The sequence below is a fragment of the Terribacillus saccharophilus genome, from assembly GCF_002272075.1.
GTDB lineage: Bacteria > Bacillota > Bacilli > Bacillales > Amphibacillaceae > Terribacillus > Terribacillus saccharophilus_A.
In genome coordinates this window covers 288,215-310,186 of the sequence record NZ_NPBJ01000003.1, presented here as the reverse complement: position 1 = coordinate 310,186, position 21,972 = coordinate 288,215, and the positions used below count along the sequence as shown (strand labels likewise).

Annotated in this window: 19 protein-coding genes; all 19 read right to left on the bottom strand. The window is 44.0% G+C overall.

All coding sequences use genetic code 11. The annotated features are described in order from the left end of the window. Positions 1-71: 71 nt before the first annotated feature. Positions 72-785: an elongation factor P 5-aminopentanone reductase gene (ymfI, locus tag CHH48_RS02245; RefSeq protein WP_095217713.1), complete on the bottom strand. Its 714-nt coding sequence runs from the start codon at positions 783-785 to the stop codon at positions 72-74. A gap of 2 nt (positions 786-787) precedes the next feature. Next, a complete protein-coding gene (gene yfmH / locus CHH48_RS02240; RefSeq protein ID WP_095217712.1) occupies positions 788-2,077 on the bottom strand; it encodes an EF-P 5-aminopentanol modification-associated protein YfmH in 1,290 nt (429 codons plus the stop codon). Then, on the bottom strand, positions 2,070-3,356 hold the full coding sequence (gene yfmF, locus CHH48_RS02235) for an EF-P 5-aminopentanol modification-associated protein YfmF (protein WP_095217711.1): 1,287 nt from the start codon (positions 3,354-3,356) through the stop codon (positions 2,070-2,072). Before yfmF ends, yfmH begins: the two co-directional genes overlap by 8 nt. A 164-nt stretch (positions 3,357-3,520) precedes the next feature. Further along, on the bottom strand, positions 3,521-4,474 hold the full coding sequence (locus tag CHH48_RS02230) for an ABC transporter permease (RefSeq protein ID WP_095217710.1): 954 nt from the start codon (positions 4,472-4,474) through the stop codon (positions 3,521-3,523). A 1-nt stretch (position 4,475) separates the two neighbouring features. Next, positions 4,476-5,519: an ABC transporter permease gene (locus CHH48_RS02225; protein ID WP_095217709.1), complete on the bottom strand. Its 1,044-nt coding sequence runs from the start codon at positions 5,517-5,519 to the stop codon at positions 4,476-4,478. Then, complete coding sequence (locus CHH48_RS02220; protein WP_095217708.1) at positions 5,519-7,051, bottom strand: ABC transporter ATP-binding protein; 1,533 nt, start codon at positions 7,049-7,051, stop codon at positions 5,519-5,521. Before CHH48_RS02220 ends, CHH48_RS02225 begins: the two co-directional genes overlap by 1 nt. Before the next feature lie 152 nt (positions 7,052-7,203). Further along, positions 7,204-8,283: a BMP family lipoprotein gene (locus CHH48_RS02215; protein ID WP_095217707.1), complete on the bottom strand. Its 1,080-nt coding sequence runs from the start codon at positions 8,281-8,283 to the stop codon at positions 7,204-7,206. A 215-nt stretch (positions 8,284-8,498) separates the two neighbouring features. Then, positions 8,499-10,808 (bottom strand): FtsK/SpoIIIE family DNA translocase, encoded by a 2,310-nt coding sequence (locus CHH48_RS02210; RefSeq protein ID WP_095217706.1) that lies wholly within the window; start codon positions 10,806-10,808, stop codon positions 8,499-8,501. Between the two features lie 151 nt (positions 10,809-10,959). Continuing rightward, entirely contained in the window at positions 10,960-11,169 is a 210-nt protein-coding gene (locus CHH48_RS02205; RefSeq protein ID WP_095217705.1) for a YlzJ-like family protein, read from the bottom strand. After that, entirely contained in the window at positions 11,166-11,897 is a 732-nt protein-coding gene (locus CHH48_RS02200; RefSeq protein WP_095217704.1) for a ClpP family protease, read from the bottom strand. Before CHH48_RS02200 ends, CHH48_RS02205 begins: the two co-directional genes overlap by 4 nt. 100 nt (positions 11,898-11,997) lie before the next feature. Beyond that, positions 11,998-12,861, bottom strand: a complete 864-nt coding sequence (gene dapA, locus CHH48_RS02195; protein ID WP_095217703.1) for a 4-hydroxy-tetrahydrodipicolinate synthase — start codon at positions 12,859-12,861, stop codon at positions 11,998-12,000. Positions 12,862-12,896: 35 nt separating this feature from the next. Beyond that, positions 12,897-14,108 carry an aspartate kinase gene (gene dapG, locus CHH48_RS02190; protein WP_095217702.1) on the bottom strand — a complete coding sequence of 404 codons (1,212 nt, stop codon included), beginning with the start codon at positions 14,106-14,108 and terminating at the stop codon, positions 12,897-12,899. Positions 14,109-14,117: 9 nt separating this feature from the next. Then, a complete protein-coding gene (locus CHH48_RS02185; RefSeq protein WP_095217701.1) occupies positions 14,118-15,167 on the bottom strand; it encodes an aspartate-semialdehyde dehydrogenase in 1,050 nt (349 codons plus the stop codon). A gap of 120 nt (positions 15,168-15,287) precedes the next feature. Further along, positions 15,288-15,878, bottom strand: coding sequence for a dipicolinate synthase subunit B (gene dpaB / locus CHH48_RS02180; protein ID WP_038560334.1), 591 nt, complete (start codon positions 15,876-15,878; stop codon positions 15,288-15,290). A gap of 14 nt (positions 15,879-15,892) precedes the next feature. Then, entirely contained in the window at positions 15,893-16,771 is an 879-nt protein-coding gene (dpaA, locus tag CHH48_RS02175) for a dipicolinic acid synthetase subunit A (RefSeq protein WP_245840283.1), read from the bottom strand. A 380-nt stretch (positions 16,772-17,151) separates the two neighbouring features. Then, the gene (locus CHH48_RS02170; RefSeq protein WP_038560328.1) at positions 17,152-17,382 is read right to left on the bottom strand and encodes a YlmC/YmxH family sporulation protein; all 231 of its coding nucleotides are present in this window, start codon (positions 17,380-17,382) and stop codon (positions 17,152-17,154) included. 16 nt (positions 17,383-17,398) lie between these two features. Next, the gene (locus CHH48_RS02165) at positions 17,399-18,613 is read right to left on the bottom strand and encodes a M16 family metallopeptidase (protein ID WP_095218071.1); all 1,215 of its coding nucleotides are present in this window, start codon (positions 18,611-18,613) and stop codon (positions 17,399-17,401) included. A 40-nt stretch (positions 18,614-18,653) separates the two neighbouring features. After that, positions 18,654-19,607, bottom strand: coding sequence for a polysaccharide deacetylase family protein (locus CHH48_RS02160; RefSeq protein WP_245840282.1), 954 nt, complete (start codon positions 19,605-19,607; stop codon positions 18,654-18,656). A 116-nt stretch (positions 19,608-19,723) separates the two neighbouring features. Next, entirely contained in the window at positions 19,724-21,850 is a 2,127-nt protein-coding gene (locus tag CHH48_RS02155; RefSeq protein WP_095217698.1) for a polyribonucleotide nucleotidyltransferase, read from the bottom strand. Positions 21,851-21,972: the final 122 nt, after the last annotated feature.

The window sequence follows — 21,972 nt, the reverse complement described above, 5'->3', positions numbered from 1 at the left end:
CCTCCTTCATTAGCTTGCAGTATAGCTTTTGACAGAAGGGGTGTCCTTATTCAAAAAAGAATGACTTAATTTTACCAGCCGCCGTTCACTTGAAGTGCATGTCCGTTCACATAAGCAGCTTTGTCGCTTAACAGATAACTGACCGCATCTGCCACTTCGCTTACATGTCCGAATCGATTCATTGGAATATCGTCTGTAAGTTGATTTTTTTCTTCTTGAGTTAAATGGCTGTTCATCCCGGTTTCTATCGCTCCTGGTGTTACTGCATTGACTCGTACACCGCTCGTTCCGATCTCCTTGGCCAAACCATTGATAAATCCGATTTGAGCAGCTTTGACGCTGGAATATGCGACTTCAAAGCTTGCACCTCTTTCTCCCCAAATAGAAGAGACGATGACGATTTCGCCCTTCCTGCGCGCAAGCATTGGCGGCAGAATATGCTGGCATATTCGCCATGGCGCCTTTACATGAACAGCAAGCAGATCATCCATCTCTTTGCTTGTCATATCCTGGAACATGCCATAATGGGCCATCCCTCCAGCATAGACAAATTGATCAATCGGGAAAGATAAAAAGCGGAGAAGCTCCGACAAACCCGCTTCGTTCGTCAAATCAGCTTTGATTGTTCCAAGCACACTTTCCGATATATCAAGACAAAGGGATTCTATTGCTTGTTCATTCTGATTGTAATGAAGCAATAGCTGATGCCCTTCACTGGCAAGCTGACGGGCGCAAGCAGAGCCTATAGCTCCGCTTGCGCCCGTAATGAAAATAACTCTGCCCATGTTTATGCCTCCTGCGGCAGGATCTGGCAGACAGCCAAACGATCCTCGTTGAACCATTCTTTTAGAAAGTCATTCGCATCTGCAGCTGTCAGTTTTTCAATTGCTGGTACAATATCGAACAGATCCACTCCAGCAAGATGATACTGTATGAAACGATTGGAGACGAATTCCAAGCTATTCATTGCTCTAAGCATCTGACCGATTGTTTTTTTCTTCATCCGTTCCATTTCCGCCTCGGTAACAGTATGGTCTTTCATTCGCTGCAGCATTCCTTTGACTGTATCCGCAAAGCGATCTGGCTCTTTCGTATTACCGCCGATGATCGAGAAACCGAAGTTTTTCTCCAGACTTGTTTCGAAGCCGAAGCTGTCATCGATAAGATCATTTTTGTATAATTCCTCGTAGTAGACACCGCTCTTAGAGAAATAATAATCCAGTACCATATCTGTAAGCAGTTCTTGTTTCAAATACGCTTCTGGAGATGCATAATCTGTGTTCTCTTTGATCCCGACCATACATTTTGCCACACTGACTGGCATACGGACTTGTTTTTTCTTTTCTGCTACAGTTTCAGGCTCTTCTGGGAAGAAGCGCTCGATTTTAGCAGGCGGAGCAAATTTCTTGCTATCCTGATTTGCACGAATAAGTTCAATCATCTTCTCTTCATCAATATTACCTGTTACGAATAAGGTCATGTTCGAAGGATGGTAAAAGGTGTTATAACAAGTGTACAGATCTTCCTTCGTAATTTCTTGAATGGATTCCACCGTTCCTGCTATATCAATTCTTACAGGGTGTGATTGGAATAGGCTTTGGATAGTTCCAAAGAAGGAGCGCCAATCCGGCTGATCATCATACATACGAATTTCCTGTGCGATAATGCCTTTTTCCTTCTCGACCGATTTATCAGAGAAATACGGATCCTGTACAAAATCAAGTAAGGTAGTAACATTCTCTTCAATATGAGAAGTCGCAGAAAACAGATAAGCTGTTTGAGTGAAAGAAGTGAAAGCATTCGCTGATGCACCTTGTTTGGTGAAATCCTGGAACACATCCCGATCCTCTTTTTCGAAAAGCTTATGCTCCAGAAAATGTGCAATGCCTTCCGGTACGGTGATTTTCTCTTCGCCATCAAGTGGCACGAAGGTCTGATCGACTGATCCATAATTCGTTGAGAAGATCGCATAGGTTTTCGCCATCTCCGACTTCGGCTGCAGGAAAACCTTCAGACCGTTCGGCAGCGTTTCTGCGTAGATGGATTCCTGTAATTGTTCATAGTGCTTCTTATGCATTCTTCTCGGCCTCCTTATTCGTCAGCAGATACACTGTATCCAATTGAACTTTTTTCGCCACTTGCAGTACATCCTCCGTGGTTACTTGTTGGATGGTATCAAGCATCTGTTCGATAGTTATATTTTTATTTCCCATTACCTGCTGGTATAACGTTTCAATATGACCTGCTGGATTGTCGATTGTTTCTAATATTTGACTGACGATAAGATCCTTCACTTCTTCCACTTCGGATCCTTCAAATTCACCTGCTTGCATCGAAGCAAGCTGGGCGTCGATAATTTCCTTTGCTTTCTGATAATCTTTTGGATCGATACCAGAGAAAACAAATAATAGACCTTTATGGCTCTCAAAACGTGAAGCGGCATAATAAGCAAGGCTGTGTTTTTCTCTGACATTCCGGAAAAGCTTCGAACTCGGGAAGCCGCCGAATAAGCCATTAAACACTTGCAATGCTGCATAATCTGAATCATCGTAACGGATATTCGTACGATAACCAAGGTGGAGCTTGGCTTGTTGTACATCCTGCGTCTCAATGACTTCCTGGACATCAGCAGAAGTCGAATGAACAGATGCTGCACGTTCTTCAATTGGAGAAACATCTCTTTCTAGGAATGGCTGAACCGCTTTTTCAGCTAGTTCACTGTCTACATCACCAAGAATATAAATATCCATTTTATCCTGCTTCAGCATTTTCTCATAAAAGCCATACAGCTTACTGCCGTCCATGTCTTTCAGTTCCTCTTCATACCCGTGCACATGAAGACTATACGATTCATCTTTACACATCTCATCGATAAGTCGCATATTTGCATAGCTCATCTTATCATCCTTCAACGCTACCATCTTTTGTTTCAGCGTTTGTGTTTCGCGTGAAACGATTGACTCTGTAAAAGCGCCGTTTTCAACTTTCGGCTCAAATAAGATCTCGCGCAGCAGATTGACTGCTCTTTCAAATAAAGGAGTTCGGTCACTCAGATAATTCTCATTGGCAACATCGAGACGAAGCGTGATGATATGCTTCTCCCCTTTTTTTGTTCCTGAAATAGACAAAATAGCACCATACAAGTCATCGAGTTTTAGTCGCAATGCACGCGCATCCGATAAACTGGCTGTACCCTGCTGCAGTACATATGGCAGCAGCGCTCTTGCTGTAATAGTCTCCCGCTCTAGCGGCGCCTGTAATTTTACAGCTATGCTAATTGTCTTATATTTTTTAGTCGGTATAAGATGCAGCGTCGCACCTTTACCTGTGATGATTTTTTCACCTGCGATTTTCATAAGGAACCTCCCTGGCTTCTGTTATGTATAGCTTCTGTAGTTTTGCTTATATATATCCGACAATCCTCGCTATGATTACCATATTAATGAAAAAACGCCTAGAAGTAAAACGAATCGGATTGCATAAAAAGACCCGATGCATAAGAAGCATCGGGTCTTTCGTCTTAGCGACTTCCTTTTACGTACGGAACACCGCTTGCTTTTGGAGCTACCGAACGGCCGATGAATCCTGCCAAAGCAAGAATAGTCAGTACATAAGGTGCAATCAGCAAGTAAACCTGCGGAACATTTTCAAGCAACGGAATAGATGAACCGACCACGCTCAAAGACTGGGCAAAGCCGAAGAACAAAGCTGCTCCCATTGCTCCAAGCGGATTCCACTTACCGAAAATGACAGCTGCAATTGCCATGAATCCTTGACCGGCAATTGTAGATATAGAGAAGTTCTGAGATATTGTCATAGCGAACACTGCACCACCGATTCCAGCAAGTGCTCCAGAAATGATTACGCCGAGATATCTCGTCGTATAAACTTTAATTCCGTTTGTGTCAGCAGCCATTGGATGCTCCCCGACTGCACGGATGCGAAGACCAAATGGAGTCTTATACAGCACATACCATGCAAGGAAGGAGAGGACAATAGCGATATACGACGTTATATACATGTTGTTAAAGAACATATTGCCGATGACCGGAATATCAACCAAGAATGGAACATCCGTTGTATAAATCGGCTGCGATATAAAATCGGTTTGGCCTTTTCCGAAGATCTGCTTGATCATGAACACACCAAATCCAAGCGCCAGCATGTTGATTGCTACACCTGTGACCGTCTGGTCTGCACGGAAGGTGATTGTAGCTACAGCATGGATCAAAGAGAACAGTATACCTGCAACCATAGCAACCAATATGGAAATCCATGGTGTGGCAGTTCCTAAAGCATCAGCATATAGCAAATTGAACGTTACCGAGGAAAAAGCCCCGATAACCATGAGACCTTCCAAACCGATATTGATGACACCTGAACGCTCACTATACACACCGCCTAATGCGGTGAAAATAAGAGGAGCGGCAAAGAACAACGTTTGCGGAATAATAGAATAAAGGATATCCAGCATTTTATTTTTTCTCCCCTTTTTTCAATTGCAGCAGCGCCCAGCGGATGATAAAGCCGGAGGCAACAAAAAGAATGATCAATGCAATGACAATTTCGATGATTTCATTCGGTACACCAGCTGTGGACATGTTAAGCGAGCCCACTTTCAGGAATCCGAAAAGACTGGCTGATAACACAACGCCGAACGGGTTGTTCCCGCCTAGAAGCGCTACAGCGATACCATCGAAACCAAGGTTTGAGAATGCTGTATTCGTGAATGCGTTACCGAAACTTCCAAGACCTTGCATTGCACCAGCAAGACCTGCGAAAAGACCTGAGATCAGCATCGAGATGACAATGTTTCGTTCCACTTTCATCCCTGCATAGTTGGAAGCATGCTGGTTATAACCTACAGCCTTCAATTCATATCCGAGCTTCGTGCGTTCAAGGATGACCCACATAATAAGCACCATCAATAAAGCAACGATGAACCCAAGGTGCAAGCGGGATCCTGTTAATCCGATCAAAAAGTCATTCGTCAGTGATGCGGTTTGTTTAACTGGCTCCGTTGTCTCCTGATTATCTGTCAGTACCGAACGGATCAGATAGTTCGTAATATGAAGTGCTATATAGTTCATCATGATACTAACAATAACTTCATGGACACCGAGCTTCGCCTTCAGGATACCAGGTATGAAAGCCCAAAATGCTCCTGCTGCAGCTGCTGCAAGAAGTGCTAGCGGCAAATGAATGAAAGCAGGTGCATCAATAGCAGTACCTACCCAGACAGCTGCGACCCAGCCGACTAGTACCTGGCCTTCTGCACCGATATTGAACAATCCAGTACGGAAAGCAAAAGCAATTGCCAAACCAGTCAGTATATAAGGTGTGATCCGGTTAACTGTTTCGGACATGAAGAACGGGCTATCAAATACGCCATTCCACAGTGCCTGATAACCGAGAACCGGATTATAACCGAAAATAAGCATGATGATTGCACCGGCAACCAAACCAAGGATAACCGAGATGATTGGTATGATGAAATTGAACTTTGTGCTGGAAAACATTAGTTTTGCGCCCCTTCTTTCTCAAGCTTCGAACCTGCCATCAGTAATCCAAGCTCCTGTTCATTTGTTTCCTTCGGATTTACTGTTGCAATGATTTTCCCATCAAACATAACAGCAATACGATCACTTACATTTAAAATTTCATCTAGTTCAAACGATACGAGCAAGACAGCTTTTCCTTGGTCACGCTGTTCTATCAGACGTTTGTGGATGAATTCAATTGCACCCACATCAAGACCACGAGTCGGCTGAGCTGCAATTAATAAATCCGGGTTCCGGTCGATTTCACGGCCAATGATTGCTTTTTGCTGGTTTCCGCCGGATAGTGTACGAGCTTTCGATAAATGACTAGGAGTACGAACGTCGTATTCCGCTATGAGTGCTTTCGCTTTATCAAAGATTCGTTTGAAGGAAAGAAAGCCTCCAGTCGAATAAGGCTTTTGGTAATATGTTTGCAAGACAATGTTTTCCCCGATAGAGTAATCGAGCACTAGTCCAAGCTTGTGACGATCCTGCGGGATATGACCGACTCCGCTCTCCGTAATGGCGCGAACTGGCATATTGGTAATATCCTGATTTTTCAGTGTGACTTTTCCTGCTGATTTCTTGCGAAGTCCGGTAATTGCTTCAATTAATTCTGTTTGGCCATTTCCGTCAACTCCGGCAATTCCGACAATTTCGCCTGCTCTGATATCCAGATCCAGTTCCTTCACCATGTCTACATGGCGAGAATCCTGTACTGTCAGACCTTGAATGGAAAGAATTGTTTCTTTTGGTTCAGCAGGTATCTTTTCAGTAGAAAAGCGTATTTCACGTCCTACCATAAGAGAAGCTAGTTCATTCGGGTTCGTTTCGGATACGTCAACTGTTCCGATACCCTGCCCCTTCCTGATTACCGTACAGCGGTCACAAACTTCCATGATTTCTTTCAATTTATGCGTAATCAAAATGATAGATTTGCCTTCTTTGATCAACGTACGCAAAATCACGATAAGTTCTTTGATCTCCTGTGGTGTCAAGACAGCTGTAGGCTCATCAAGGATGACGACATTCGCCCCGCGATACAATGTTTTCAAGATTTCCACGCGCTGCTGCATACCAACGGAAATATCGCTGATTTTCGCTGTGGCGTCAACTTGCAAACCGTAGCGATCTGAAAGTTCCTGCACTTCGCGAACTGCTTTTTTCATATCGATCTTCAGACCTTTTTTCGGTTCACTGCCGAGAACGATATTTTGGGCAACTGTGAAGGTGTCGATAAGCATGAAGTGCTGGTGCACCATTCCGATACCTAATCTATTGGCAACATTCGGATCATTGATTTCGACTTTCTTTCCGTCTACGCGGATTTCTCCCTTTTCCGGCTGATAAAGGCCGAACAGGACGTTCATCAGTGTGGATTTTCCTGCGCCATTTTCACCTAGCAGCGCATGGATTTCTCCTTTTTTCACTTGAAGCGTGATGTTGTCATTGGCGACAATTCCGGGAAATTCTTTGCGAATGTTCAGCATTTCGATTACATAATTCTCCATATTTTACACTCCTTCTCGGAATTACGAACTTTCTTTGATTCTGTTCAAAAAAAAATCGTCAAATGAAGCGGGGAATTGTCTAATTAAAAGACGCTTCAGTTGAAGATTTTTTTATAAAGGGCTAGAGTACCTACTCTAGCCCTTCTGGTTTCTTATAGAGAATCTACATATGCTTTCAGTTCGTCATCCGTAGTTGGAGCAGTCACATCACCATCGATGATCTTTTGTTTCCATTCGTCTACAGCTGTTTTGATATCGTCTGTGTATGCTTCTTCATTTGTTTCTGCAATACCGATTCCATCATCTTTCAAACCATAAGATACGATTTCTCCACCAGGGAAGTTGCCATCTTTGGACTTCTGCGCGACATCGGCTACAGCAACATCAACAGCTTTCAGCATGCTTGTCAATGTTACGTTGTTATCTCCGATTTGGCCTTCATCATACTGGTCACGGTCAACACCGATTACCCAGTAGCTTCCTTCTGGATCATTGTTTTTCAAATCTTTTGCTTGTGCGAATACACCGTTACCTGTACCTCCGGCAGAATGATAGATAACATCTACGCCAGAGTTATACATGTTGGATGCAATCAACTTACCTTTATCAGGAGCACCGAAGGAACCAGCATACTGTACATCCACTTCGATATCTTTATTGACTGATTTCGCACCTGCTACGTATCCTGCTTCAAACTTCTTGATCAATTCACTTTCTTCTCCACCAACGAAGCCGATTTTACCGGATTCAGATTTCGTCGCTGCAGCTACACCTGCTAGGAATGAGCCTTGCTGCTCTTCAAATACGATGCTCGCTACATTATCTTTTTCTACGACGGAGTCAATGATGGCAAAATGCGTTTCTTTGTTCTGATCTGCAACTTTAGTGATATCCTCTGCAAGTTTGAACCCGACTCCGAAAATCAGATCCGTATTGGATTGCACAAGGCGATTCAAGTTTGTTGCATAATCAGATGCACTGTTAGATTGAAGGTAGTCATAGCCTTCTTTCTCTTTTAGGTCGTTGTCTGCACCAAACTGTGTAAGACCTTCCCAAGCAGACTGGTTAAATGATTTATCATCAATACCGCCAGTATCTGTAACCATAGCTGTTTTGAAGCTGTTGCTGTCGCTTCCGCCCTGCTCGGAGCTATCGCCGGATCCACATGCACTAAGCACGACGCCAACGATAAGAAGCAAACCTAAAAGTACTGCATAACGACGCATTTTCAAGATAGAAACCCCCAAATATAGATTGATAACTAAGTTGAAGCCTGATACATAATTAGTAGATTAATAGGACATAATTACTAAATCTGCTTCACTCGAACATAATATAACATGCTTTTTACAGAAAATAAATACTTATTTTACAAAAAACACGAATATTCTCGTTTTTTTTTGAGTGATTCAACTACTTTTTGGTGCTTTTCTTGAAAAATTATGTCCTACAATAGTTTGTCCTCCGCTGACTTAGAAACTAACACTTGTCGCGGTTTGCTCCCCTCATATGGTCCTACTACTCCACGCTCTTCCATAGCATCTATCAGACGTGCTGCTCTCGTATAACCGATGCGAAATCTGCGCTGCAGCATGGAAACACTGGCACTTTGCATATCTGTTACAAGGAATACAGCGTCATGATAGAGTTCATCCTCAACCTCTGACTGTACTTCAGTTTCTTCATCCGGAATCATGTCTGTCTGATATTGTGCTTTCTGCTGTTCGATACAGTGATTAACGACATTCTCCACTTCTTCATCGGAAAGGAACGCACCTTGGATACGAGTTGGCTTGGAAGAACCGACTGGGATGAACAGCATATCTCCTCGACCAAGCAGCTTCTCAGCACCTCCGCCATCCAGAATCGTACGGGAATCTATCTGAGAACTTACGCTAAAGGCGATACGTGACGGAATGTTTGCCTTGATAACACCAGTGATAACGTCAACTGATGGGCGCTGGGTAGCGATAATCAAATGGATCCCTGCTGCACGTGCCATCTGTGCCAATCTGGTAATGGCATCCTCTACTTCACTAGAAGCGACCATCATTAGATCGGCAAGCTCATCAACTAGCACAACAATGAATGGCAGGAAAGGCTGCTCTTCATCATTCAATTCATTCTGCTTTTGAATATAGGCATTATAACCTTCAATGTTTCTAGTACCAGAATCAGAGAACAGATCATATCTGCGCTCCATCTCGGCTACAACTTTCTTCAATGCTCTGGAAGCTTTTTTCGGATCCGTCACGACTGGTGTCAGCAAATGAGGAATACCGTTATAGACATTTAGCTCTACTTTTTTCGGATCAATCATCATCATCTTCACTTCATGCGGCTTAGCACGCATCAGAATGCTTGTTATGATGCCGTTGATACATACACTTTTCCCGCTTCCGGTAGCTCCTGCAACAAGCAAATGTGGCATCTTATTAAGTTCTGCCACAACAGATTCACCTGATATATCACGCCCAAGAGCAAAACTCAGCTTGGAGCCTGTTTTTACCTGACTATTATCCAGCACCTCTCGCAGCGACACGCTCGCCACTTCTTTATTCGGCACTTCAATTCCGACAGCTGATTTGCCTGGTATCGGCGCTTCTATACGGATATCTTTCGCTGCCAAGGCAAGTGCTAAATCATCGTGCAGATTTACAATCTTACTTACCTTCACACCGGTATCGGGATAAACTTCATACTTCGTTACTGCTGGGCCGACATGTACCTTGCTTACCTTTGCCTTTACTCCAAAACTTTGGAACGTCTGCTCGAGTTTACGTGCAACAGCTTGAATCTGGGAGCGTTCTTGTTTCTGGCTGTTCTTCTTCGGCTGTTTCAGCAACGTAATGCTAGGAAGCTGATAGTCCCTGTTTTCCAGTTCTGACGCCGGCAGTGCCTCTTTCTCATCAGAAGAAGGCTCTGCAACTGGTTCTTTTGGTTTCTCTTGTTTAGGTTCAATAATTTCTGGTTCAGGATCTGCGTATGCAATATTCGTGAAATCTTGGATAATTGGTTCCTCATGAATAGGCTCCGGTTCTGCCTCTGCTGCTTCTTCCTTCTCAGCTAATACTTGTTGACGTTTCTGCTTCCTCTGTGGTCGTTCCGATTTTTTACGCTCTTTTGTTTCCGAAAGCTTGTCTTTCATTTTATCTGAAGAAGCACTTGCTCCTTTTCTCAGAATGGCGAACAGCTTTTGAACGACGGAACTAAGGGACGTATTGGTCAAAATCAGAATACCAATTACCACTAGAAAGAAAGCGATGATCTTAGCTCCTGTAGCAGACAGCAGATAATAACTTAGTGCGAAAAGGATAGCTCCTACCATCCCACCGCCTAGAGCCGCTGGATCAATCGTATCCTGCACATAAGCTAAATAATAGTTCCAGCTCGTCTTGATGATCGATGGCTGTTCTACCTGACTCAGCTTATCCTCGAACGCTTGAATATGGGTGAACAGTAAAATACCAGCTGTAATTGCATATAATCCGATCAGCTTCTTATGAAGCAGGTTCGGCTTTTTGCATCTTGCCATCAAGTAGATGCCGACCCCACCCATAAAGATAGCAAGCAGGAAATACCAGCTTCCAAAGAAGAAGCGGAATAAATGCTCAAGCGCGTTCGGTATCGCCCCATCACTGATTGCTCCTGCGCCGCTGCCGAATACTGCAAGAAATACTAATAATAGTCCGATTACTTCAAAGCTCATCACTTGCTTGAACTTGGTTTGTCGTTTTTTTGTTTTTCGTTTAGCCATTGTAGGGGATCTCCTTGTTTTGCATTGCTTATGTACTTCTTTAGATGTAAAGAAAACCCCTGCCAACGACAAGGGTTTTCTAATTCATACGTCAATTGCCATCTGAATTCAGTATAACATAGCTAGCAAAAAGACGAACGTACGTATTCATTTATAAGGAGAACAATTTTCCTGGTGCACAGTTTTCATCAAGAAAGTCAGCAGGATCTGTCGACATCAACTGATGTACACGATACATGCCATTACCCACATGTTCGGCTTGAACTGTTTTTCCGTTATATTGCATAATTTGATGAGCTTCAAATTGTGTTGCCTCAACTGGAAAAATATCTTCTGCGGCAAGGGGTGTATACAAAATCATTGTAATTCCCCGTTCAAGGTTGCTTGCCGCTGCTCCATCAATTCATTCAGCTTTTTCATGGCATGCTGTACTCCGCCGACTTCATGGATCAGTCCGTAGGAAACTGCATCGGTTCCAACTACATTCGTACCGATGTCACGGGTGAGATTTCCTTTCGCAAACATTAGCTCCTTAAATTTATCTTCGGTTATCGAAGAATGGGAGGTGACAAAGCTTATAACTCGATCTTGCATCTTATCCAAGTATTCAAAAGTTTGAGGAACACCGATGACTAAGCCTGTCAGCCTGATTGGATGAATGGTCATCGTTGCTGTTGGCACGATAAAGCTATAATCCGTACTTACGGCTATTGGAGCCCCGATGCTATGTCCGCCTCCAAGAACGATAGATACAGACGGCTTAGAGAGTGATGCAATCATCTCCGAAAGCGCAAGACCCGCTTCGACATCTCCTCCAACCGTATTCATCAGTACAATCAATCCTTCTATTTTTGGATTCTGCTCGATTGCGATCAACTGGGGAATGACATGCTCATATTTTGTTGTCTTATTTTGTGGCGGCAGCTGCATATGTCCTTCTATCTGACCGATGATAGACAGCACATGAACACGGGAATCGGGTGCCTGGGCAACTGATGTCTGTCCGAGTTGCTGGATTTTTTCAATAATGGATTTTCCGCCTGATTCTTCGTTTTCATTCTCTTGATTATCGTTACGTTCCTTAGCCATATTCCTAGCTCCTTTCCATACTTGCTTTTAGTATGGACAGTGAGCCAGGCACCATACATAAACAAAGAAGCAGGAGGAGTCCTCCTGCTTCTTTCGTCATTTATTTCAATAGCTTACTGACATTCTCTTTTTCTTCATCCGTTAGTTCAACTAGCGGAAGACGGACACCGCCTACTGCGATACCTTTTTGATTCAATGCCTCTTTCACTGGTGTCGGGTTCGGCGCCTGGAACAATCCTTGCATTATCGGCAGGATCTGCTGGTGAATACGGGAAGCTTCTCCGATATTTCCAGCTTCATACGCCTGCAGCATAGCTTGAATCTCGTTACCGACAACGTGGGAAGATACAGATACGATTCCATTACCGCCGATAGCAGCTACTGGCAGAGTCAAATCATCATCACCGCTGTACAAACTAAAATCATCAGGCGTACCAGCAATGACCTTTGTCATACTGCTCAAGTCGCCAGTGGAATCTTTCACAGAAACGATATTCGAAATCTTCGACAGTTCCATAACAGTTTCCGGTTCAATCTTTACAACAGAGCGACCAGGGATATTATAAAGCATGATCGGCAGCTTCGTGCTATTTGCAACTGCTTCAAAATGTGCATATAATCCACGCTGGTTTGGTTTATTGTAGTACGGCGCAACAATCAGTGCCGCATCAACACCAATTTCTTCAGCTTCTTTTGTAAGCTCGATACTCGCTTGTGTGTTGTTACTGCCGGTTCCAGCTATAATTGGAATTCGTCCGTCTACCGTTTTCACTACATGGCGGAACAAAGAAAGTTTTTCTTCATGGGAAAGCGTTGGCGATTCGCCTGTCGTTCCAGCTACGACGACAGCGTTTGTTCCATTCTCGATCAAGTAGTCGAGTAAACGAGTAGTGGCATCAAAATCAATCTGACCTTGATTATCGAATGGGGTTACCATTGCTGTAATAACTTTACCGAATTTCATCGTAAAACTCCTCTGCCTTCAACAATTATCATGACTTATAGACTAAGTTCGAATGTTGCATGCAGCGCATTCACTGCTGCTACAAGATCCTTTTCTTTAATCAATACCCAAATAGTCGTATGGCTATCTGCTGATTGCAGGATATCGATTTCTTTATCGGTCAATGTTTGGACAATTTTCGCCGTCACTCCAGGTATACCTGTCATACCCGCACCGACGAGAGATACTTTCGCACAGTTATTGATTACCTTCGGCTCCAGACCAAGCTCACGAAGGATATCCTGCGCGAGCATCACCTGCTCGGCAGCAATTGTATAGACGACACCATTTGGAGAAATATTGATAAAGTCCACCGAAATATTTGCTTCGGCCATTGCTTTGAAAACACTAGACTGTGTTTTATAAGCATCCGTATCCGTTTCGATCTTGATCTGAGAAATACCAGCAAGATGTGCGATACCAGTAATAAGCCGATCAGGAATATCCTTGCCTGCAAAATTGTCTCTGGATGATGTCACTAGCGTTCCTTCTGATAAAGAACCTGTAGATCTGACACGCATCGGAACCTTTGCCTGCATCGCTATTTCAACTGCACGCGGATGTACCACCTTCGCACCTTGATAAGCCAAGTTGCATATCTCTGTATACGTGACAACATCGAGCATACGTGCTTCTTCTACTACGCGCGGATCAGCAGTCATGATGCCCTCTACATCCGTAAAGATGTCGATGTACTCCGCTTGCAGAGCAGCACCGAGAGCAGCAGCGGATGTATCGCTTCCGCCCCGGCCTATTGTAGTGATCTCTCCATCCTCTGTCATACCTTGGAAGCCAGCTACGACGACGACATCATGCGTCTCTAGCTCCTTCCAAATCCGTTCAACTCGCATTTCTTTGATTTTCGCAGCTGTAAAATCTTCATTAGTAATAAAGCCAGCTTGTGCTCCAGTCAATGCGGCAGACCGGATTCCTTTTGCATTGAGAGCATTTGAAAAGACGACAGAGGAGATGACCTCGCCGCAGGATAGCAGCAAGTCCTTCTCCCTTTTAGATATGTGCGTCTCACCAGGTACACCAATCAACCCCAGCAAAGAGTCGGTCGCGTATGGATCCGGATGTCTTCCGATTGCCGATACGACGACCACTACTTTATTCCCTGTTTGAAGCGCTGCTTCGATATGCTGGATGGCTTCCGCCTGGTTATCCCTAACAGACGTACCGCCGAATTTCTGGACTAACACTTTCATTTCTACACCTCAGACTGTAAGCAAGTTATGTTGGATTAAGCGTTCTGCGATTTGGACGCTATTCCACGCTGCACCTTTCAAAAGGTTATCGGAAACAATCCACAGGTGGAATCCGTTGTCATGATCTGGATCCTTGCGCACTCTTCCTACAAATACTTCTTTTTTGCCAGCTGCAGAAAGCGGTGTTGGGTAAGTCTGCGTACTTGGATCATCCTCAAGCACGATTCCTTCAGCGGCAGCAAGTTTCTCCTGTATTTCTTTTACAGTAAGTCCGCTTTGACCAAGCTCTACATAGACGCTTTCTGCGTGGGAAGTGAAAACTGGAAGACGTACACAAGTTGCCGAAACATGAAGGTCTTCTGCATGCATAATTTTTTTCGTTTCATTTATCATTTTCATTTCTTCATATGTGTAGCCATTCTCCTGGAACACATCAATTTGCGGCAGTGCATTGAATGCTACCGGGAAGTGACGTTTGTCACCTTTGACTGGCAGGAGACTTGCATCCATGTCCTCGCCGTTCAAGAATTGCTGTGCCTGATCTTTTAATTCGTCAATTGCAACTGCTCCTGCTCCGGATACAGCTTGGTAAGTAGAGACGATGATGCGAGACAGCCCGTAAGCTTCTTTCAGCGGTTCTAATGCTGCAACCATCTGGATTGTGGAGCAATTCGGGTTTGCAATGATTCCTTTATGGAGCTTCAGATCATCTTCATTAACTTCTGGTACCACTAAAGGTACCTCCGGATCCATTCGGAATGCACTCGTATTATCGACAACTACTGCTCCGCGCTTTGCTGCTTCCGGTGCCAAGGCTTTGGAAACAGAACCGCCTGCAGAGAATAATGCGATATCGACACCTTCAAAGCTTTCCGGTTTGGCTTCCTTCACAGTATAGCTTTTGCCATTGAAATCTATTTGTTGTCCAGCAGATCTGCTGGAAGATAATAAGGATAGCTCGCTGATCGGAAAATTACGTTCTGCGAGAGTTTCCAGCATTTTTTGGCCTACAGCGCCTGTCGCGCCTACTACTGCGATATGATAACCTTGCTGTGTCATGAATGAACCCTCTCCTCTGTCTATCTAAATGGATACGTATACTGGTTGGTACGCTATTTGATTTTAACGCTAGCACTATTCTATCACAATTTTTCTATCATAGGTTATCGTTTGAGGAGTTTAGGAAAAACGTTGGACCAGCACTGGCTGCAGCTGCTTGTATTGCAATGCGGCTTCAATCGTTTCAGGAAGTTTTGTCATATCAGCAACAAGGGAGTTTGGCTTTTTATAAGGATCATCTTGTCCGAATGGGATGAAATACATGTATTTCGCTGCCATCAGCCGCATTAGATTGACCCCATTCAGTCCTAAGGCATCATTCGTGCTGATTCCTAACACGATAGGTTTCTCATTTCGCAAAGTCGCCTTCGTCGCCATCAGTACCGCGCTATCTGTGAGCGCATTGGCGAGCTTCGACATGCTGTTGCCTGTAAGCGGTGCTATGACCATGCAATCCAAAGGTTCACGAGGACCTAACGGCTCTGCTTCCGGAATCGTTTTAATTATCTTCGTTTTAGTCAGATCACTGATTTTTTGCAGATGATCCTTCGCATCCCCGAAATACGTGTCAGTGAATTGAACAGTGTTGCTGACAATCGGCACCACTTCTGCTCCAAGTTTCACCAACTGTTCGATTTGCGGAAAAATCTCACTGTACGTACAGTGAGAGCCCGTAATACCGAAACCGATCCTTTTTCCTGCTAAACTCATATGTTACTCCTCCTTCAGCTGTTGATTAAAATTTGCTTAATGACGACAGACAATATATTTCCAGCAGTTTTCGGGGCGACAATACCAGGCAGGCTTAATGCATGGATCGCTTCAATGCCTCGTTTTTTCGCATAGTCAAAATCTACTCCGCCCGGCTTGGAAGCAAGATCGATGATCAGCGTCTGGACAGGCAGCTGTTCGATAATTGCTCTCTTTACAACAAGGGCTGGTATTGTATTGATCAGGATATCAGTATCCTTTACCTTTTCCGGAAGACGATCAAGGAAAAAGGCGCGCATTCCCATTTCACTTATCCTGGCAATATCGGCATCATGGATCGATCCGACTTGCACAATAGCACCAAGTGCATTGAATTTGCTTGCCACACTTTTACCGACACGGCCGAATCCAAGTACAACGACATTGGAGCCATGAATGGTGAAATCGGTATGTTTGATTGCAGTCATGATAGCGCCCTCGGCAGTCGGGATCGAATTGTAAATTGCGACATCATCTCTGTCGAACAAGGAAACAAGACGCAAATTCCGTTTCTCGAATAATTCTGTCAGGTAGTCATTTGTAATACCTGTGAAAATGACACAATCCTTAGGAAGTCGATCTATCCAGCTTTCAGTCAGCTGAATATTCTTATCTGAGAATACTGTTTCGATCTGTCCATTTGAGCCAACTCCAGGAATCGGAAGAATAACCGCATCAAGACTCTGTGGATCAATGTCTTCCAATTCCCGCTGGATACCGCCGGTGAAGCTTTGACTGATTTGTTCGAAGCCCACCGCAAATACAGATGCATTCGCACTGCATTGTAAGCTGCGAATCATCTCCAAGTAGCGGGCATCACCGCCAAGAACAGCGATAGTCAATTCAGTGGTCAAACTCTCACCTCGCTTTAAAGCGTATTTTCTTAGATTTTTCATCAATGAGATTAGTTGCTTTCGAGTTATAATATGAGGATTACCGTCAGGAGTGATTGAATTGGGGCATTGGGTAAACACAAAATTAGCTGGAACATAACTAAGTGACTCATGCCTAAATACGATACGAAAAATCACCAGAATGGTATGTTTAATTGCCGCTCCTAAAATACACTGCGCTTTCCGCGAGGAGGCTGAGGCCGTGGAAAGCGAGTATTTTGCCGGAGCGGGATTCTTACTTGCGATTGGAATAAAAAAATCCGCATGATACAAATTCAATGAGAAATTTGCATCATGCGGATTTTTGTTTGGCCAAAAACACTTTTGTCCCAGCCACTTATTTATGTCCGTATTAAAATCATATGTTTTCCGATTGTCTGGATTTCCTCCCAGGCAATTCGATTATCGCTGCCTTCCTTGCGCAACCCGAACCATTTGTAATTCGGAATGAGAAATGCATCGATTTTTCCTGTGACAGGGTTGAACTCTATATCAGTCTGACCAAGCACACCTAAACGTTCGCCATTGTTCACATCAATGATCTCTTTATCACCTATGTCCTTGAAACGCAAAGCAGATCAGCTCCTTTTATTTTGGTGCAACAATCGCTCTTGCTTGTTCCTTACCGAATATCTGCTGGATAACAGCATCAACATCATCCATCGTCACGTTATCGATTTTTTCGATTAATTCATTTAAGGATGGATGCTTTCCGAGCAGCAATTCATTACGGCCATTTCGACTCATTCTGCTGTTCGTACTTTCCAGTCCAAGCATATAATTCCCTTTTAGCTGCTCTTTCGTATTGCGGAACTCTTTGTCAGTGATGCCGTCCGCTTTCAGCTTCTCCAACGTCAGACGAATTGTTTCCTGAAGCTCATCCAACTGTTCTTTGCCAGTTCCGGCATAGATAGTGAGCATACCGCTGTCCAGGTATGTACTATGGTAGGAAAACACAGAATAAGCTAGGCCCTTCTCCTCCCGCACATCCTGGAATAATCTTGAACTCATGCTGCCGCCCAAGACATTGTTCACAACCGTCAGACTGTAGCTTGCCGGATCATCCAGCTCCAGACCTTGATACCCGATTGTTAAATGGGCTTGTTCGGTTTCCTTGGATCGGCTGATCGTATTTGGTGTGAATGGAGGTGCATGAAGCGCTTTATGAGCAGATTCAGCTTGGAAATTACCAAACTGGTCCTCTATAGTCTTGATGAAAGACTCATCTACATTACCAGCAACAGAAATAACCATTTTCTCCGGCACATAATGCGACTCTTTGTAATTTCTTACAGACTTACTTGTAAAACTCATAAGTGTGCTTTCTGTTCCGAGAATAGGCAACCCAAGCGGATGCTTTCCATAAGCAGCTTCTGCCAGCCAGTCATGGATAATATCATCCGGCGTATCTTCTGCCATCTTGATTTCTTCTAGAACGACTTTCTGCTCCTTCTCAATTTCCTCTTGTGAGAATTGAGATTCAAAGAACATGTCAGCTAACACTTCTAGTGCGAATTCCTTATGTGTATCCAGTACTTTAGCGTAATAGCATGTATATTCTTTAGAAGTAAATGCATTGACCATGCCCCCGATAGCATCGAATGCTTCAGCTAATTCCTTGGCGGAACGATTTTTCGTACCTTTGAAGAACATATGCTCTAAAAAGTGAGACAAACCATTATTCTTCTCTTCTTCATTTCTTGAACCAGTCAAAATCCAAATGCCGATCGTTACGGAACGTACCGATGGCATGTTTTCTACTACAACTCGTAGTCCATTTTTGCAAGTGTGCGTTTGCAGCAAATTTAAATCCTCCCAATCAGCAATATAATTCGCTGTACCATTATCTTCCTTCATTCAATATCGTATCCAAAGTCGATACACTGTACCCTTTTTCTTCAATAGCTTTTAGCATATCAGCTAACCCAGCCTCCACAACAGGAGTAGGATGCATCAAAATGAAAGCTCCAGGATGCAGTTTTTCGGTCACGCGTTTCATCATAACAGGAACTGTTGGTTTTTGCCAATCTATGGTATCGACAGACCATAGAATTGTCTCCATTTCCTGGTCATTGGCAGCCTGAATGGTCCCATCATTAAAGCTCCCGCTAGGCGGTGCAAAATAGACTGGTTTATCACCTGTAATCGCATGGATGATTTCATTCGTCTGGCTTATCTGCTCCGCCGAATCGGTCTTGCTCATTCGACTCATATCAGGATGGTTGTATGCGTGGTTACCGATGACATGCCCTTCTTCCTTGATCATTTCGACTAGCTGGTTATGCTCTTTCGCCCATTTACCTTCAATAAAGAAATTGGCCTTGGCATTTGCATCCTTCAATGTCTGCAGGATTGCAGGAATATGATCTTCTCCCCATGAGACATTGATTAATAAGGCAACCTGCTCTTGATCTTCCCTGGCCCGGTATATTGGCGATGCTGGAAGTTCATCCAGTGTTATTTCAGGTTCCACTTCTTTCACTACAAGCAGCTCCCTATCGAATATACCTGCCTTCTTCATCTTTTCCAAAGAAGCGTCGACATCTACCTTGACGCCAGCCTTTCCGGGCACCTTTTTCCATATCTTATCGATTCGCGCATTTTCAGCCGGCTGTTCGACTTCTTTGCGTACCGCTTCTATTTCCTGCCGTAGCTCCTGTTCATCTGCTCGTACTGCTATATCAGAAAAAACTGGATGATGGTTGACAGACGCTGTCTGAAACGGCATATGCCCGCTATCGATAAGCAGAAATAGCAGTGTGATAAATACGACCAGGTGAATGATAATCCGGTGCATTCCCATCCCTCCTCTACTCTAGCTTATGAGGGAATGGGACAAGGAAGAACAAGCATAGCATGTTTAACCGTTTAAAAAAAAGAAACTGGCTAGGCCAGTTTCTTCTCTCTTACATATTATTCTGCAGCTTCCTGCTCTTCTTTTTCTTTCTTAGCTTCGACCAATAACTGTTTGTGTGAAAGGTTTACTCGCCCTTGGCGGTCGATTTCCTTAACCTTCACTTTCAGTTTATCACCGATCTTAACGACATCCTCCACCTTGCCTACACGTTCTTCAGCAAGCTCGGAGATATGAACCAAGCCGTCTTTTCCTTTGAACAATTCAACGAAGGCACCGAATTTCTCGATTCGCTTCACTGTACCATCGTAAACTTCGCCCACTTCGACTTCGCGTACAATGTCGCTGATAATCTGCTTCGCTTGTTCATTCTTCACAGATTCAGTAGAAGAAATGAATACAGTACCGTCTTGTTCGATATCGATCTTGACGCCAGTTTCTTCGATGATCTTATTGATCTGTTTACCGCTCGGTCCAATTACATCACGGATTTTATCCGGATTAATTGTCATAGTCAGGATCTTAGGAGCATAAGCGGAAAGCTCTTCCTTCGGTTCACTGATTGTTGACATCATATGACCAAGAATCTCCAGGCGGCCTTTACGTGCTTGTGTAAGTGCCTCTTCCAGGATTTCACGGCTTAATCCTTCGATTTTAATATCCATTTGCAGGGCTGTTACACCTTTTTCAGTACCGGCAACTTTAAAGTCCATATCGCCTAATGCATCTTCCATACCTTGGATATCAGTAAGGATTGTATAATCATCACCAGATGCTACAAGACCCATTGCGATTCCAGCAACTGGTGCTTTGATTGGTACGCCTGCAGCCATCATGGCCATTGTGCTGGCGCAAATACTAGCCTGTGAAGTTGAGCCGTTCGATTCTAGGATTTCAGATACAAGTCGAATTGTATAAGGGAAATCCTTCTCATCCGGTATAACTTTTTCCAAAGCACGCTCACCAAGTGCACCATGTCCGATTTCACGACGTCCCGGTCCTCTGATTGGTCCAGTTTCTCCAACACTGAAATGCGGGAAGTTGTAATGATGCATGAAACGTTTTGTTTCTTCTGTATCCAAACCATCAAGAATCTGTACATCACCAAGTGCGCCCAGTGTACAAACACTAAGTGCCTGTGTCTGACCACGTGTGAATAAAGCAGATCCGTGCGTACGAGGAAGTACACCGATACGGGAAGACAATGGACGGATTTCGTCCACTCCGCGTCCATCAGGACGGATTTTGTCCTTCGTGATAGCACGACGAACTTCTTCCTTCACAAGTTTATCAAGGATACCCTTCACTTGCTTGATCGTAGCTTCATCGGTTTCTTGTTCTTCATAGAACGTTACTATTTCGTTTTTCACTTCACTGATTGCCGCTTCGCGTGCTTTTTTCTCATGCACCTCGATTGCTGCTTTCAGCTGATCGTAGCAGCGGTTCTTGACATCTTCTGTCAATTCCTTGTCCAAATCGAAGAGTTTAACTTCCATCTTCTCTTTACCGACAGCAGCTGCGATTTCTTCCTGAAAAGCAACAAGTCGCTTGATCTCTTCGTGTCCGAACATGATTGCTTCCAGCATGATGTCTTCCGGCACTTCCTGTGCGCCTGCTTCTACCATGTTGATTGCATCTTTTGTTCCAGCAACAGTCAGGTCAATGTCACTTTTCTCTTGCTGCGCTTTCGTAGGGTTGATGACGAATTCGCCATCGACACGGCCGACTACTACACCAGCGATCGGACCATGGAATGGAATATCGGAAATGCTCAGCGCAATGGAAGAACCGATCATTGCAGCAATTTCAGAAGAATAATCCTGATCCACGCTCATGACCATGCTGATTACTTGTACATCATTACGGAATCCGTCTGGGAATAATGGACGAATCGGACGGTCGATAAGACGGGAAGCAAGTACTGCTTTCTCACTCGGACGTCCTTCGCGTTTAATGAAACCGCCTGGTATTTTACCTACTGCATAAAGTCTTTCTTCGTAGTTTACTGTCAATGGGAAGAACGGTAAGTCCTTCGGTTCCTTCGAACCAGTGACAGTAGATAGCACGGACGTATCGCCGTACTGGATGAGACAAGCGCCGTTCGCTTGCTTGGCAAGTTCTCCAATTTCGACAGTGAATGTCTGTCCGGAAATTTCAGTGGAGAACACTTGTTTTTGATCTGCCATGAATAAAGCCCCTCTCATTTATCTTGCATCATGTCTTGTTTGTATTATGCTCCAGACAAGGCACCGTTTATAACACTATGTAGAATAGGTTTTCTCCTATAGAAAAAGCGGGAAAAATTCCC

What these genes read in the sequence shown, in the direction of transcription:
- ymfI (WP_095217713.1), bottom strand. Translation starts at nt 785, where the DNA reads ATGGGCAGAGTTATTTTCATTACGGGCGCAAGCGGAGCTATAGGCTCT.
- yfmH (WP_095217712.1), bottom strand. Translation starts at nt 2,077, where the DNA reads ATGCATAAGAAGCACTATGAACAATTACAGGAATCCATCTACGCAGAA.
- yfmF (WP_095217711.1), bottom strand. Translation starts at nt 3,356, where the DNA reads ATGAAAATCGCAGGTGAAAAAATCATCACAGGTAAAGGTGCGACGCTG.
- CHH48_RS02230 (WP_095217710.1), bottom strand. Translation starts at nt 4,474, where the DNA reads ATGCTGGATATCCTTTATTCTATTATTCCGCAAACGTTGTTCTTTGCC.
- CHH48_RS02225 (WP_095217709.1), bottom strand. Translation starts at nt 5,519, where the DNA reads ATGTTTTCCAGCACAAAGTTCAATTTCATCATACCAATCATCTCGGTT.
- CHH48_RS02220 (WP_095217708.1), bottom strand. Translation starts at nt 7,051, where the DNA reads ATGGAGAATTATGTAATCGAAATGCTGAACATTCGCAAAGAATTTCCC.
- CHH48_RS02210 (WP_095217706.1), bottom strand. Translation starts at nt 10,808, where the DNA reads ATGGCTAAACGAAAAACAAAAAAACGACAAACCAAGTTCAAGCAAGTG.
- CHH48_RS02205 (WP_095217705.1), bottom strand. Translation starts at nt 11,169, where the DNA reads ATGATTTTGTATACACCCCTTGCCGCAGAAGATATTTTTCCAGTTGAG.
- CHH48_RS02200 (WP_095217704.1), bottom strand. Translation starts at nt 11,897, where the DNA reads ATGGCTAAGGAACGTAACGATAATCAAGAGAATGAAAACGAAGAATCA.
- dapA (WP_095217703.1), bottom strand. Translation starts at nt 12,861, where the DNA reads ATGAAATTCGGTAAAGTTATTACAGCAATGGTAACCCCATTCGATAAT.
- dapG (WP_095217702.1), bottom strand. Translation starts at nt 14,108, where the DNA reads ATGAAAGTGTTAGTCCAGAAATTCGGCGGTACGTCTGTTAGGGATAAC.
- CHH48_RS02185 (WP_095217701.1), bottom strand. Translation starts at nt 15,167, where the DNA reads ATGACACAGCAAGGTTATCATATCGCAGTAGTAGGCGCGACAGGCGCT.
- dpaB (WP_038560334.1), bottom strand. Translation starts at nt 15,878, where the DNA reads ATGAGTTTAGCAGGAAAAAGGATCGGTTTCGGTATTACGGGCTCTCAC.
- CHH48_RS02160 (WP_245840282.1), bottom strand. Translation starts at nt 19,607, where the DNA reads ATGCACCGGATTATCATTCACCTGGTCGTATTTATCACACTGCTATTT.
- CHH48_RS02155 (WP_095217698.1), bottom strand. Translation starts at nt 21,850, where the DNA reads ATGGCAGATCAAAAACAAGTGTTCTCCACTGAAATTTCCGGACAGACA.